General features: G+C 66.1%; 16 protein-coding genes, 1 tRNA gene and 1 pseudogene. 6 read left to right on the top strand and 12 right to left on the bottom strand.

The features are described from left to right. Positions 1-219: 219 nt before the first annotated feature. Entirely contained in the window at positions 220-483 is a 264-nt protein-coding gene (locus TY25_RS20860) for an FDXHR family putative zinc-binding protein (protein ID WP_014988890.1), read from the top strand. 75 nt (positions 484-558) lie between these two features. Here the strand turns inward: TY25_RS20860 and TY25_RS20855 are convergent. The 7 genes from TY25_RS20855 to TY25_RS20835 all read right to left on the bottom strand — a co-directional run bounded on the left by TY25_RS20855 (position 559) and on the right by TY25_RS20835 (position 5,081). Continuing rightward, positions 559-629 (bottom strand) — tRNA-Gly (locus TY25_RS20855). Positions 630-921: 292 nt separating this feature from the next. Continuing rightward, positions 922-1,446 (bottom strand): barstar family protein, encoded by a 525-nt coding sequence (locus TY25_RS20850; RefSeq protein WP_052383096.1) that lies wholly within the window; start codon positions 1,444-1,446, stop codon positions 922-924. A 219-nt stretch (positions 1,447-1,665) separates the two neighbouring features. After that, on the bottom strand, positions 1,666-1,971 hold the full coding sequence (locus TY25_RS20845) for a hypothetical protein (protein WP_042258565.1): 306 nt from the start codon (positions 1,969-1,971) through the stop codon (positions 1,666-1,668). Between the two features lie 123 nt (positions 1,972-2,094). Next, positions 2,095-2,625 (bottom strand): hypothetical protein, encoded by a 531-nt coding sequence (locus tag TY25_RS42790; RefSeq protein ID WP_146154119.1) that lies wholly within the window; start codon positions 2,623-2,625, stop codon positions 2,095-2,097. A 6-nt stretch (positions 2,626-2,631) separates the two neighbouring features. Continuing rightward, complete coding sequence (locus TY25_RS42785; RefSeq protein ID WP_146154120.1) at positions 2,632-3,225, bottom strand: hypothetical protein; 594 nt, start codon at positions 3,223-3,225, stop codon at positions 2,632-2,634. A 169-nt stretch (positions 3,226-3,394) separates the two neighbouring features. Then, on the bottom strand, positions 3,395-3,874 hold the full coding sequence (locus TY25_RS20840; RefSeq protein ID WP_226887132.1) for an MspA family porin: 480 nt from the start codon (positions 3,872-3,874) through the stop codon (positions 3,395-3,397). Between the two features lie 22 nt (positions 3,875-3,896). Beyond that, complete coding sequence (locus tag TY25_RS20835; RefSeq protein ID WP_201773686.1) at positions 3,897-5,081, bottom strand: serine hydrolase domain-containing protein; 1,185 nt, start codon at positions 5,079-5,081, stop codon at positions 3,897-3,899. Positions 5,082-5,369: 288 nt separating this feature from the next. Here TY25_RS20835 and TY25_RS20830 point away from each other — a divergent pair, with 288 nt between their 5' ends. Next, a complete protein-coding gene (locus TY25_RS20830) occupies positions 5,370-6,347 on the top strand; it encodes an MBL fold metallo-hydrolase (protein WP_226887133.1) in 978 nt (325 codons plus the stop codon). Here TY25_RS20830 and TY25_RS20825 read toward each other — a convergent pair. Next, the gene (locus TY25_RS20825; protein WP_146154121.1) at positions 6,240-7,037 is read right to left on the bottom strand and encodes a phosphatase PAP2 family protein; all 798 of its coding nucleotides are present in this window, start codon (positions 7,035-7,037) and stop codon (positions 6,240-6,242) included. The two genes, TY25_RS20830 and TY25_RS20825, sit on opposite strands and share 108 nt — an antisense overlap. A 69-nt stretch (positions 7,038-7,106) precedes the next feature. After that, the gene (locus TY25_RS20820) at positions 7,107-7,880 is read right to left on the bottom strand and encodes an SDR family NAD(P)-dependent oxidoreductase (protein WP_042258787.1); all 774 of its coding nucleotides are present in this window, start codon (positions 7,878-7,880) and stop codon (positions 7,107-7,109) included. A gap of 135 nt (positions 7,881-8,015) precedes the next feature. Between TY25_RS20820 and dcd the strand changes: the two are divergent. Both dcd and TY25_RS44175 read left to right on the top strand, forming a co-directional pair. Next, positions 8,016-8,593: pseudogene (gene dcd / locus TY25_RS44180) on the top strand (dCTP deaminase). Between the two features lie 55 nt (positions 8,594-8,648). Next, the gene (locus tag TY25_RS44175; protein WP_081868996.1) at positions 8,649-9,290 is read left to right on the top strand and encodes a DUF3558 family protein; all 642 of its coding nucleotides are present in this window, start codon (positions 8,649-8,651) and stop codon (positions 9,288-9,290) included. Between the two features lie 48 nt (positions 9,291-9,338). Here TY25_RS44175 and TY25_RS20805 read toward each other — a convergent pair whose 3' ends face one another. Continuing rightward, positions 9,339-9,728 carry a hypothetical protein gene (locus tag TY25_RS20805; protein ID WP_042258561.1) on the bottom strand — a complete coding sequence of 130 codons (390 nt, stop codon included), beginning with the start codon at positions 9,726-9,728 and terminating at the stop codon, positions 9,339-9,341. A 101-nt stretch (positions 9,729-9,829) separates the two neighbouring features. On the opposite strand from TY25_RS20805, the gene TY25_RS20800 reads away from it, so the two are divergent. Then, positions 9,830-10,321 (top strand): tetratricopeptide repeat protein, encoded by a 492-nt coding sequence (locus tag TY25_RS20800; RefSeq protein ID WP_172595724.1) that lies wholly within the window; start codon positions 9,830-9,832, stop codon positions 10,319-10,321. Here TY25_RS20800 and TY25_RS20795 read toward each other — a convergent pair. Both TY25_RS20795 and TY25_RS20790 read right to left on the bottom strand, forming a co-directional pair. After that, entirely contained in the window at positions 10,288-11,133 is an 846-nt protein-coding gene (locus TY25_RS20795; RefSeq protein ID WP_052383094.1) for an AraC family transcriptional regulator, read from the bottom strand. The genes TY25_RS20800 and TY25_RS20795 overlap by 34 nt on opposite strands. Positions 11,134-11,261: 128 nt before the next feature. Continuing rightward, positions 11,262-11,711 carry a hypothetical protein gene (locus tag TY25_RS20790; RefSeq protein WP_014988876.1) on the bottom strand — a complete coding sequence of 150 codons (450 nt, stop codon included), beginning with the start codon at positions 11,709-11,711 and terminating at the stop codon, positions 11,262-11,264. Positions 11,712-11,888: 177 nt separating this feature from the next. Here TY25_RS20790 and TY25_RS20785 point away from each other — a divergent pair, with 177 nt between their 5' ends. Continuing rightward, the gene (locus TY25_RS20785; RefSeq protein WP_029901132.1) at positions 11,889-13,283 is read left to right on the top strand and encodes a helix-turn-helix domain-containing protein; all 1,395 of its coding nucleotides are present in this window, start codon (positions 11,889-11,891) and stop codon (positions 13,281-13,283) included. The last annotated feature ends 7 nt before the right edge of the window (positions 13,284-13,290 follow it).

Below are 13,290 nucleotides of genomic sequence, written 5' to 3'. Positions count from 1 at the left end.
AGTGCGCGGGGCGCTGCGCGTGTGGGGACGCCGAACCGCAGCGGATGTCGCGAGTTGGTTGCGGATGTTGTTGCATTGCCGCATCATCCGCGCTGCACGGGTTTGCTCACCGGGGGTGTGGAAATTATCCTCGGCAAGAACCGCACCGGGCCGGCACCTTCCGTGGTGGAGCTCCCGTGGCGGAGTATCTGATGAGGGTCGGTAAGGAGTGTGGCCACGATGTCGGCCGAGATGGTGAAGTGCCGAGGCTGCCACCACCAGTGGCCGTTGAGCGCGCACAACGTGTGCCACTGCGCGCAATGCCATCAGACGTTCGCCGACGAAGCGGCGGCCCTACGCCACCAAGACGTCTCCTACACCCGCCGCAAGCCCTACGTGCGCTGCCGCACCCCAGCCGAAGCAGGCCTCGTCGATGGCGCCAGAACCTACGCAGGCAAGCCCTACCTCTGCCTGGTCCCCGCCACCGAAACCCCCACCCCCTGAACAACATTGCTGCAGCGGATACCCCCCCGAAACGCAACCGGCTCCGACCTGAACCACCAGATCGGAGCCGTACTGAGCCGATGACGGGAATCGAACCCGCGCTGTCTGCTTGGGAAGCAGAAGTTCTACCATTGAACTACATCGGCATGCGCGTGAGCGCGTCCGCGAGCCTATCAGACCAGCCACTGCGCCGGTCAACTCTCTTCGCAGTTGCTTCGGATCGGTGCTGGTAGAAGCCCAACTCCGGATTTCAGCTGAGGTCGGCGAAGTATTCCAGGAACCCCCTCGCCTCAGACCCTCGTGAGCGGGCTCGACGTAGTGACGTCGGTTTGCAGACTCGAGACGTGGGCGGTGCTGTATCGGACCGGCGGAGCTGTCACGTCGGGCACCGACTGCCGGCGGAACCAGGTGCAGGAGTTGAGGTATCGCCACAGTCGATCAGAGATGTGCGGCGGCGGGCGGGTTGAGCCGGGCTCCGGCGTGAGTCCACCTGCTGAGCAACCGATCATGAGCGCCGGGTTCGCAATGCAGCACCACCTGGAACCCCCTCGGTGTCGGCGAGGCGACGCCGGTGCCGGTGCCGGTGGAGACCAGCCCTGAGGGTTCCGCGAGTTCCTGATGAATGAAGTTCAGACTGTCGACGAACGCCTCCAATGCTGACTTGTCCTTGACCAAGACGGTGTCAGCGTTCCACACGGCAAGGGCGTATCCCTGCGTTCCTGGCGGAAGCCATTCGTCGAGATCTCTCATGCATTCGTCGAAAGCGGCCCAGTTCTGCCCGAAGTACCAGGGGAATTGGAACGCTGCTGCGAACTCGGTGAACAACTCCGCGGTTGTGGCAATGTGCTGCCCACGCACGTGCACGGCCCGGTAACCCGAGTTCTCTCGTTGGATCTCGACAGCACTGAAGTCCTGGAGGGTGGAGGCGACGACGTCCAAGTGCAGCCCTTGGTTCTGATCCATGTGCCGGTTACCTCATTCGCTCGAAGGTCTTGACCGCTCGCGACCAATTCGCCCGCGATCTCGCGAGATATGTCGATCGCGTCGTCGTCACTCAGATCGAAGTCGGGCCCTCGTAGCAGCCACAAGAGCTGGTAGACGCCGAGGTAGTCGGTCGCGAGGTGCTCGTGTGCTTCGGTCATCAGCCACTCGGTCGCAGCCGTTGTGTTGTCGAGTTGACGATCAGCCGTAGAAGACACCGAAAGCCTCTTGGCCTTCGCCCTCGCCAGATGGGTCCTGCCGGTAGCCCGCTGTCAGCTCATCGAGCTGCTGATCGAGTGTGCCCGGTGCCGGGCGCCATTCCCCTCGTTCATCCACGGCACCGAGCCCAGCCAGTTGTCCGGTGACCAGCCAGCGCACAGCATCGACGGCCTCTCCGAAAGCCTCATCCGGCCGGACGAGCTGCCGCGCATTGTTGTAGACGTCGACAAAGGCGACCACGTCGTCGGTGCCGGCGTAGAGAACGTGTTGTGCGAGTAATTCGTTCATTGCCGGTGCACCTTCGCTGTCGTCTTGTCTGGATAGGTGACGTCGTTGGTCGTGCCCCACTGGTTGCTTTCCCTCAACCCGATTTCGGTGCCGTCGGACAGCTTCCGGCCTCACCGCAATTTCTCACGCGATTGATGGGGAAGCAGCCGTGTAAACCAGGCTGATGCTGGACTCCCAACTCTGAAACCCGGTTCTCGGTAGCACTTTGCCTTCCAACGTTGGCTGCGCCTCGCCGATGCCGTCGACATTGCCAACATGAAAATATGCTTGACCGCCCGAAACGGATATCAAGGAGCTTGGCATACAGGCAATCTCGATGCCGTAACCTGCGGAAGAATTTGCGCGCGGAACCGATCCCACAATGGTTCGGACCATTGGACCGTGCGATTTTTCGGTTGATATTTTCAGGTCGAGATCTTGTTCGACAACAAGCAGCCCTGTGTTTCCTTCGTCAATCTGAAGCGCGGTGCGTAGGTCCAAAAGCAATCCGACCGATGAAATATGAGAAATATAGCGAACGTCTATAATGCATGCTTCCAGCAGTAGATCCTCGGTAGTGAGCGGATTCCATTGAATTTCTTCTGGGACACGGCCATGGTCGCCGGAAAGGAGCGATTCGAGTCGTACCACCCGAGCTTCATTATCACTGGTCAACTGAGCCTACCTAGGTGGGAGTTCGATGTGGGCGTAAGGATCGGCATTTGAAACCGTTCGACCGGTCAAGGGATTTACAGTCTGGCCACTGTTGTTCATGTACACCACGTAACCATTGGGGTATTGATACTTTCCGGTACTGACAGGATCCATCACACGAATGGACGTTACCTTGGCGTCGAGTCCGGCCGTACCCTGCGGAATCGGGTACTCGATACCCTTACCTGTCGGCGTTGTTGTTCCTGTGGCCCCAGATGGAACGGCTGGAATGGTTTCACCTTTGGGACCGGTTATCGTCGCAGGCTTCGGCGGCCCGCTGGGGCCTGGTCGAACCCTGGGGCCGTCACTGCGGCCACCGCCTCCCGTTCCGGGTGCCGGTCGTTGGAAGCCCCACATGGCCAGGCCGGCGGCCATGGCCGCAGCGGTGGCGCTGCCATTGGCGGGTGGGTCGGTGACTTGGTGGTAGCCGTTCTGGTCCTGGACGATCAGCGCGTAGGGCAGCCAGCCGTCTTTGCCTTTCGCGCCGGGGTCGTCCAGGCGTGGGTCGATGTAGGTGTAGGCGACGTACCAGTTGTGGTTATCCCCTTCGGGGCCCGGCACCCGTGACAGTCGAACCCCCTTCGCCGAACCGATACCGGACCTGAACAAAGGCAGAGCATCAAACTCACACAGCGTCACGCTGTTTATACGCGGAAGCTATCACATGGAAGGAGCTGGCCTTCGGCAAGTTTCGTCGTCTGCCGCACGAGCAGTTCAGCGATCGCGATGCTCAGAGATAGACGGGGTCGCCGTAGACCGAGAACGAGTCGGTACTCGTCGGTGTGGCGAGTGACACCGTGACCACCGAACGCACCGAAACCGGTCCGCCACAGGCGTCGACCTTCATCTCGGCCTCCCGCGTGGCGATCGAACCATAGGCGCCATTCAGTGATTTCGCGCCGAGAACCAACTGTGTGATGCCGCCGGGCTTGAGTGTCCCCGACACGCTCGGATTCACACCGGCGTTGCCGCCCACCAAGCCCGACGGATACTGCGACACCGTCACCACTCCGTTGACACCGACGTTGAGTCCCAACCCCGCGGTGAGACCGGTACTCACATCGATCTGACACCCGAGCTGCAATCCGATCTGCACGGCCGCCGCGTTCACCGGCGCACGCCCCTCCCCCTTGATCGACACCGCGCCTTTCACGCTGTAGAAGCCCTTGTCTGCGAACGCTTCTGCGAGAACTCGGGCCTCCGGTGGCACGGGATTGCGCAGACAGCACCCGTCAGGCGAGGGCTTGGTGCAGGGCGTTCAGCCAGGGGGTCCACCGCGGATCCGGCCCTACGGCGACGTCGGCGGTCATGTCGGTGCAGGTGTAGCCGACCGCGGTGCCGGAGGCGGGGTGGGCGAAGCCGATTCGGCCGCCGGTGCCGACGTGGCCGAAGGAGGTGGCGCCGAGCATGGGGTTGCTGGTTTGGGGGAGTTCGTAGCCGTTGGCGAAGCGGTGGGTGACGGGGAGGAGGTCGATGGGGGCCGGGTGGACGAGGTGGTCGGTGCCGGGGCGGCAGGCGCGTTCGACGGTGGCGGGCGTGAGCAGGCGGATGCCGTCGACGGTGCCGATGGTGGCGGCGTACATGCGGGACAGGGCGCGGGCGTTGCCGATGGCGTTGCCCGCGGGGACCTCGGCCGCGTGCCCGGCGCGGGTGTTGAGCAGTTCGATGCCGTCTTCCCGGGTCGCCACGGTTTCGAGAAGGTTGCGCACCAGGCGGGATTCGAGATCGATACCCATCCGCGCGAGCACCGCCGATACCTCGGCGGCCGACGGGGAGGGCGTCCGGGTGAACTGTGGAACAACCCGGGGCTCTTCGGTTTCCGGCAGACCTATCCACAGGCTCAGCCCGAGCGGATCGGCGATTTCGGCGGCCAGGAATTCGCCGACGCTCTTCCCGCTGACTCGCCGCACCAGTTCGCCGGCCAGGAAACCCCAGGTGATGGCGTGGTAGTAGAACGCGGTACCCGGTTGCCACAGCGGCGCCATCGTTTCGAGCGCGGACACACACCGCCCCCATTCGGTGAAGTCCGCTGCGCGGATACCGGATTCGGGCTCGAAGCCACACAGCCCGGCCCGGTGGGTGAGCAGGTCGGCGACCGTCACGTCGGCTTTGCCGTTGGCGGCGAACTCCGGCCAGTACTCCCGGACCGGCGCATCGAGGTCGAGCTGTCCACGGTCGACGAGCAGATGCACGCAGGTTGCCGTCACCCCTTTCGAGGCCGACATCAGCACCACCAGCGACTCTGCGTCCCAAGGTTTTCCGGAGATCGGGTCGTGCCCGGTGCACAGGTCGACGACGACCCGGCCGTGACGATGGACACACAACTGCGCGGCGCCCGCGTCTTTCTCGTGCGCCTGCCCGAACGCGGCCCGAACGTCCTCGTATCCGCGCTCGACGAACCCCTCGACCAACACCACAACTCCTCCTCATGATCCGGCGGCACCGCCTGACCCGGTGAAAACCCTTCGGTGCCAGACAGTATTGGACGGCACGGCAGGTGCAGCGTCGTTCAGCCGGGGTTCACCAGCTGGACGTCTGGACGGACTGTTCGCGCGCGAGGTTGCTGGACACGATCTTGATACGGACTCTCGGGTTCTCACGTTCTCTTTCCCGACCGACACCGGCCCGCGCCCCGGGCGACGAAAGCCGGGTCACGCGAACGGTATTCGCGCGCTACTGTCAGATCTCGACCGAGGAGTATTGACGTGACATCATCGCGGATCGATTCGAGGCACGGCTGGGCGGCGGGCCGGCCCGACACCCGCCCGGCCGCTACGGCGCAGCGCGAGCGGTTGCGGCGGCCGCCGCGGTTGCGCACGATCCGGCTGGGACGGATGGAGCTGACCTACGTGCCCGACGGCGCGGTCTTCCTGAAGCCGACCGGGTGGTTACCGGACGCCACCGCCCAGGATTGGGCGGCCTACGCCGACCACCTCGACGAGAACGGGCACCTGGTCGCGGGCATCGGCGCGCTGCTGGTGCGCTACCGCAGGCGTGCGCTGCTGATCGACGCGGGGATCGGCCCGGTCGTCATGCCGGACGAGCCGGACAACCCGATGACGGGCGCGACGCACGGGGGCGCGTTGCTGCGCAACCTGGCGCGGCTCGGCGTGGCCGGCCGGATCGACGCGGTCGCGTTCACCCACTTGCACACCGATCACTTCGGCTGGACGTTGTATCCCGGCCCGGGCGGTGTGCCGCCGTTCGGCACGGCCCGGTATCTGGTGAACGAGTCGGAGTGGGACTGGTGGCATGCCTTGCCGCCGGAATTGGTCGCGGCGCTGCCGGATTGGGCGCGCAACAGCATCACGACGCCGCAGATGCTGGCGGCCATCACGGCCAGGGTGCAGCCGTTCGTGAACGGCGCGGAGGTCTTTCCCGGCGTGCGTGCCCAGGAGATCCCCGGGCACACCGCGGGTCATACCGCGTTCGCGCTCAAGTCCATGGGCCGGCGCCTGGTGATGATCGGTGACGCGCTGCACAGCCCGGTGCAGGTGCGGCATCCGGAGTGGGCGTGTGGCTCGGATTTCGATCCCGCCGAAGGGATTCGCCGGCGCCGGATGCTGGTCGACCGGCTAGCCACCACCGGCGATCTGGCCTTCGGAATCCACTTCGCCGACGTCCCGTTCGGCCGGGTGCACCGGGACGGGGACGGCCGCACCACCTGGATCCCCTACGGCTGACCGGTGTTTCGCGCCGTCGCGCCCGGCATCGTGTTCGCGCGCTTCGAGATAGCGGTAGCCGCTGAAGGTCGCGATCACCAGCAGCGCGCCGATCGCCCACCCGCCGAGCACGTCGGTGGTCCAGTGCACACCGAGGTAGATGCGGGAAAGGCCCACCGCGGCAACGAAAGCGGCGGCCGCGGCCGCGGCGATCCAGCGCGCGGCGCGGCGGCGCAGGCGGGGAATCAGCAGCACGGACACGATGCCGACGATCGCCATCGACCCGAGGCTGTGCCCGGACGGGTAGGCGAAGTTGGTCTTGACGACGACGTGCAGGTCGACCGGCGGGCGCGGCCGGGCGATCAAGTTCTTGCCGCCGTCGACGAACAGCCAGGACAGCAGACCGGTCACGATGACCAGTCCGGCCGCGCGCCAGTACCCGAACCAGCCGAAGGCGATCACGGCCACGGTGGCCAGCGTGGTCATCGCGACCGTGCCACCGATATTGCTGACCGTGATCGCGATCGGGGTGAGTACGCCGTTGCGATGCGCGACCGCCCAGTCCGCGATATCCGGATCGATCGTGGTGAGCCCGTCGCGGGCCACCACGTTGGCGGTGAGTCCGGCGATGAAGACGGCGAGCAACCCGGCCACCACCGCGAGCGGCGGTACCCGGCGTGGAGTCGGGACGAGCGTGGGAGTCGGGGTCACCTTTCCCAGGATGTCATTGCCATGCTGTGTATTCGCTGAGTACTGGAAAATCGGACAAAACGGACCAGGTTAGAACATGCTGTAGCCGCCATCGATCAGCAGCGTGTCCCCGGTGTGGTACGCGCTGGCCGGGCTGGCCAGATACACCGCGACGGCCTCGAAATCGGTGGCCGTACCCCAGCGCTTGGCCGGGATCCGCGGCTGCACGCGCTCCCGGAAACGATCCCAGGCGAACACCCCGTCCGTCATCGGCGTCTCGACCCAGCCCGGCAGCACCGAGTTGGCGCGGATGCCGTATTTGCCGAGCTCGACGGCGATCGAATTCGTGATGGCGATCAGGCCCGCCTTGCTCGCCGCATAGGACTGGCCGCGCGGCACACCCTGTTTGGCGGCCAGGCTGGCGGTGCCCACCAGGCTGCCGCCCTCGCCCTGCGCGACCATCACCTTCGCCGCCTCGCGCAGCGTGACGAAGGCGGCGTCGAGGTTGATCGAGGTGACCCGCCGGAACTCGGCGAGGTCGGTCTCCAGGAACGGCAGACCGCCCTGCGGTACACCGGCATTGGCGAAGCACGAATCGATCCGGCCGAGTTCGTCCACGACCCTGGCCATCGTGTCGCACACCTGCTGCTCGTCGCCGACGTCGCAGGACAGGGTGAGCACCCGGCCGCCGTAATCGCGCAGGATCTGCGCGGCGTCGGCGTTGCGCTCGGTATTGCGGCCGACGACGCACACGTCGGCGCCGGCCCGCGCGAGCCCGCGGGCGAAGCCGAGACCGATCCCGGAGTTGCCTCCGGTCACCACGGCCACGTGGCCGCTCAGGTCGAACAGTGCGGGCTCGGTCATCCGGTTCATCCCTTCGGTCACGGGCGGTGCGGGGCGTGAATGTCCGGCACCGCCTCGAACGAGTGGAGGATATCGCCGCGGCCGCATCGATGTGCGCCTGAAGACCGGCGGCGAGCAGGCGCTACGCTGCTTGCCGTGCTGCTTTCCGATCGTGACATCCGTGCGGAGATCGCCGCTGGGCGTCTCGGCGTCGAGCCATTGCTGGAGACGCTGATCCAGCCGTCGAGTATCGACGTGCGCCTGGACGGGATGTTCCGGGTGTTCAACAACACCCGCTACACCCACATCGACCCGGCGCAGCAGCAGGACGAGCTGACCAGCCTGGTCGAACCGGCCGAAGGCGAACCCTTCGTGCTGCATCCCGGCGAGTTCGTGCTCGGCTCGACGCTCGAGGTGTGCACGCTGCCCGACGACCTGGCCGGACGGCTGGAGGGCAAGTCGAGCCTCGGCCGGCTCGGCCTGCTGACGCACTCCACCGCGGGCTTCATCGACCCCGGTTTCAGCGGACACATCACACTGGAACTCTCCAACGTGGCCAACCTGCCGATCACCCTGTGGCCCGGCATGAAAATCGGCCAACTCTGCCTGCTCCGCCTCACCAGCCCCGCCGAACACCCCTACGGCAGCGCCACCGCCGGCTCCAAATACCAAGGCCAACGCGGCCCCACCCCTCCCGCTCCTACCTCAACTTCCCCCTCCCCACCAGCCCGTAGTCCCACCGCGACACCGTCGGCTTACTGCCATTCAGCTGGTCAAAGGGGGAAGACTGTGCGTGATCGTCGAAGTCCGTTGGTTGGGCATCGAACACTGGGTGTTGTGGTTGGGGCGGTTTGTGCGCTCGGTGTATCGACGGCTTGTTCCGACACCGACAACGCGGCCGGGCTGACGACGTCCAAGTCAGCGACCAGCGCTGTCGCTGCCCCCGGGGCGGTGCGGGTGGCCGTGCCTCCTGCCGCCGATGGTGTGGTTCCCCGGGTCGTCGCGTTCGATCCTTGTTTCCGGGTGGATGATTCGCGCATCGCCGAGGCGGGTTTCGATCCGGCTTCGCGCGAGCGCAATGCCACCGAAGTGACCGCGATGAGCAGTCTCACGAAGATCGGGTGCAGCTTTCGAGGTCTGTCTTCGGGGGCGCAGGTGGCCGACTTTCTCAGCATCACCACGAGCACTGAGACGCTGCCGGAGGTGACCGGCTCTGCGCGCAACGAGGTCGTCGAGACGACTTCGATCGGGCAGCGGCCCACGACGATCTATCGTTCCATGCCCGCCGCTTGTGACGCGGCCGTCGAATCACCGGACGGGGCCTTGCAGATCTCGCTGATCGTGCCGCCTGGCGCGGCTGAAGCCCCGAAGGCGTGCGATCGGATTCGGGATGTGGCCAGCAAAATAGCGGTCGCGCTCGACGTCGGGTAGCTACGCGCCCGAAACACCCATCATCGCAGCATGTCTCGATAGAACACGTCACGCCGACTGTGCTTCTGACGGGATCTCGGTACGCACGCGGCGGAAGTGGTGGCGGGTCGATTTCGGCACCCAGAGCAGGGCGAAGATGACGAGGGAGAGGGTCCAGCCGGCTAGGAGGGCCAGGTGGGCGCCGGTGGTGGGGAACAGGATCCAGATCACGAATCTGCCGAGAAATTGGCCGCCGAGCAAGGCGGTGATGGTGATGCGGGCCCAGTTGCGGCCGCGTAGGACGGGCAGCAGCAGGGCGGCGTAAAGCGGGGCGCTGATCAGGTGGAACACGGTGCCGACGTGCCAGCTGAATGGTGAGAACACCAGGACGAGAACGTGATTGACGGCATGTATGCCGATGCCGAGTGCGGCCAGACGCACGGTGAGCGGTGCGGACATCGCGGGAGTCCCTTCGCGGTCGGGGTGCGGGGAACGCTACGGGTCCACGCGCGCCGCGGTATTGGACGAATAGGACATCGCCCTGTGCGACAGTGATCGGCGTGAACCAGGATTGGGAAGATCGGGTAGCCGCCGCATGGACCACGATCGATGAGCACGACGCCGCCGACTTCCGGGCCGCGATCGACGCCCTGGTCGCCGAATTGCCGGACGAGCATCCGCGCGGGGCGTTCGAGCGGGCGTGCGCCTGGGACTCGACCGGTCACTCCGACCAGGCGGTGCCGCTGTACCGGGCGGCGTTGGCGGGCGGACTCGACGACTACCGGCGCACGCGCGCAACGATCCAACTGTCCAGTTCGCTGCGCAACATCGGTGCGGCCGCGGAGGGCGTCGAGCTGCTGACCCGCGAACTCGACGCACCCTCGGACGAACTCGACGACGCGGTGCGCGCGTGCCTGGCGCTGTGCCTGTCCACGCTCGGTCGCGACCGAGAGGGACTGTCCCTGGTGCTCGAAGCATTGGCCGCGCACCTGCCCCGGTATCAACGGTCCATGGCGAATTACGCTCGGCTGCTGGTCGAACCGGCGAGGTAACCCTCAGCCGAGCAGGCGTCCCGGCGCGGCCCCGCGAAGCGGCGGAAGTCGCGGATGAGATGCGATTGGTCGTAGTAACCGAATTCGCCGGCGAGGCTGCTCATGTCGCGGTCGGGCCGGTTGGTCAGGGCGGTCAGAGTGGCCGAGAATCGAAGCAGGGAACCGTAATCTTTGGGTGGCAATCCGATCTGCTCGGCGAAGCGGCGCCGGAAATGCCTTGCGCTCCAGCCGCTTTCCGCCGCCAGCGCGGTGACCGGCCGGATTCCGTTGGACCGGCGCAGTTCCCGCACGGCATGCACGATCGCCCGATCGGCGTGGTCGTCGCAGTCGCGGGCGCGTCGGCGCAGGTATTCGCCCAGTAGCGCGAATCGGGTCGGCCAGCTGGGGGATTCGGCGAGCCGCTCGGTCAGCTGCCGCACCGGCGGCCCGAGTAGTTCGGCGAGCGGGACCGCCTCGTTGCGTAATTCGTCCAACGGCACACCGAGCAGCCGACGCGCGGTCAGTGGATCGAGTTGCAGCTGAACGCTGCGCATCCGTCCGGCGTGCCCCGCGCTGCCCGCGCGGTCGTGCAAGCCGATGACCAGCGCGGTCGGGTCGAGACTGCGTCCCTCGAAGATCCCTTCCAACGCGAAGACGAGCTTCACGGTGCCGCCGGGAATCTTCCTGCGGCGCACCGGGTTCGGTTCCAGCACGTCGAAGCCGAAGCAGCGCAGCACGTCGAGGCCGGCGAATGCGGCGGGCGGCGCGGCCACCACCTGGTGCGCACGCACCTGGTAGGTCCCGCGCAGATCGCCCAGCCGATCGTCGCCCATGTTCCGAGCCTACGACCCCGCGCGCACCGAAGCACCGGGTCGAGTCCGCCCCGCCGACTGCCAGAATTAAGGGGCGGACTCGACCCGGTTTGCGCCGGGCGGCAACGGGAACCGATCGCGGCGCGTGATCAGTCCCCGCCGCCCGCACCCACCGCCAGTGCCGTCGTGATGATGACGGATAACGGTGGGAGCGTGTCGCCGCGTCTCGGTGGGGATACCCAGAAGCACCCTTCCCGGGTCCACCGCCCGAGACCGGTCGGCAACATCACGGCACTACCTATGGCGGGGATACCGATATCGAGACGATTGAGCACGTCCAATACCTGCACCCCCGGCCTGCTGTCCGGTTCGGCGAGGAAGCTCCACCGGATCTGCCTGGCCAGCATGGGCCCCCTGGTACCCTGCTGTTCCAGTGCGGCCCGGACCTTTTCGGCACGAGCGGTCGGCAAGTGGACGACGCAGACACGGTTGGTGATCGGCAGCATGACGAAGCCGCCACGTTCGGTTACCGGTAGCCCGAACTCGTGCCGATAGAACGCCACCCAATCGTCGACAGTCCTGAGTTTCTCCACATTCACGGCGAACTCCTTGCCTCCCGCCTCAAGGTTCCAGGTAGGAACCCCGTTTCGGTATCGCCCGCACGCCCACTTTCCGCTGCCTTTCCGCTGCCTCTGGTACCAGCTCTGTTTCGTATGTAGCCGTGCCAACGAACCCCTCGTACCCTGGGAAAGAGTTCGTTCGGAAGGGATGACATCGTGGTCCGGCAATGGTCAGGTAAAGAGGCCCGTGCCCTTCGCGATGCCAAAAGGATGAGCATCAGGCAGTTCGCGGCTCATCTCGGGGTGCATGAACGCCTGGTCTCGAAGTGGGAGGCCGGTGGCGTCCGGGTGCACCCACGTCCGATCAACCAAGCCGCGCTCGATACCTCCCTGGCCAGGTCCGACGACGTTGTGCGGGCACGGTTTGCGGCAATGATCGATCAGCCGATGGCCGATCGACCGACCGCGCCCGGATTCGATGCGCCCGCCGATACCTCGGCGCGCGCCCAATATTCGAGCGACGCGGACCTTTTGGCTCTCATAGACGCCGGTGCGATGAGAGGGGATGCGTTAGCAGCGATTTCGGAGAGGGATCTCATCATGGCGGCTGCCCATGAGGCCAGCGAGCACGCCGGCCAGGCCGAGAGCACGAATGTGGGTGCGACCACGTTGGACCAGCTCGACGCCGATGTCAGACGCATCGCGAACGATTATGTGCACGTGCCACCGGTGCCGATGATGGTGGAGATGCTACGGGTGCGCCGCCGGGTGTACCGGCTGCTGGAAGGCCATCAGCGCCCCGCCGACACCAGTCATCTGTACCTGTTGGCGGGCACCCTCTCGGGTCTGCTCGCCAATGCGAGTACCGATCTGGGCTATTACGACGCGGCGGGCGAACAGATCAGAGCCGCGTGGGCCTATTCGGAATTGTGCGGCCACAACGGATTACGGGCCTGGACCCGGGGCATGCACGCGCTCATCGAGTATTGGTCGGAACGGCCGCGCCGTGGGGTGCTGCTGGCGCAGAGCGGCCAGGAATTCGCCGAATCCGCCACGGCGAAGGTGCGTTTGCTCAATATCGAGGCCAGAATCTGGTCGCGCCTGGGCAATTCGACCGATGCCGATCGCTGCATCCGGGCGGCCGACGACGCGCGTGAGGTCACCGAGACCGACACGCTGCACGACGAGGTGGGCGGCGTGTTCGGCTTCAACGACGCGAAGGCGCAGTACTACGCCGGCGCCACCTACATCCATCTCGGTCAGGCGACGCCCGCGCTGGCGGCCACCCAGCGCGCCATCGAGCTGTACTCGAACGGACCGTCGGAGCAACGTTCCTATGGCGCCGAATCGCTGGCCCGGGTCGACTGCGCCGCGGCGCACCTGATCAACGGCAGTCTCGACGGCGCCGCCGAGGCGTTGCGGCCGGTGCTCGGGCTGGCCGAGGACAAACGGATCGCGCAGCTGGAAGAGCGGTTGACCGGGGTGCGCCGGCGGATCGCGGGCCCGGACTTCCGGGACGCGGTCGGCGCGCGCTTCCTGGACGAGCGGATCGAGGAGTTCTGCGGCACGACGGCGGCGAAGGGGATACCTCCTGGCAACCCCGCTTCCTGAGGTGCTC

Source organism: Nocardia brasiliensis NBRC 14402 (assembly GCF_000308475.2).
Classification (GTDB): domain Bacteria; phylum Actinomycetota; class Actinomycetes; order Mycobacteriales; family Mycobacteriaceae; genus Nocardia; species Nocardia brasiliensis.
The sequence above is the reverse complement of the archived record's forward strand: the minus strand, read 5'-3'. Positions and strand labels throughout refer to the sequence as shown.

Excerpts from the sequence above, each read along its gene's own strand:
- TY25_RS20805 (WP_042258561.1), bottom strand. The coding sequence starts at position 9,728 with ATGTCCGCACCGCTCACCGTGCGTCTGGCCGCACTCGGCATCGGCATA.
- TY25_RS20850 (WP_052383096.1), bottom strand. The coding sequence starts at position 1,446 with ATGGATCAGAACCAAGGGCTGCACTTGGACGTCGTCGCCTCCACCCTC.
- TY25_RS20845 (WP_042258565.1), bottom strand. The coding sequence starts at position 1,971 with ATGAACGAATTACTCGCACAACACGTTCTCTACGCCGGCACCGACGAC.
- TY25_RS20820 (WP_042258787.1), bottom strand. The coding sequence starts at position 7,880 with ATGACCGAGCCCGCACTGTTCGACCTGAGCGGCCACGTGGCCGTGGTG.
- TY25_RS20860 (WP_014988890.1), top strand. The coding sequence starts at position 220 with ATGTCGGCCGAGATGGTGAAGTGCCGAGGCTGCCACCACCAGTGGCCG.
- TY25_RS20795 (WP_052383094.1), bottom strand. The coding sequence starts at position 11,133 with ATGGGCGACGATCGGCTGGGCGATCTGCGCGGGACCTACCAGGTGCGT.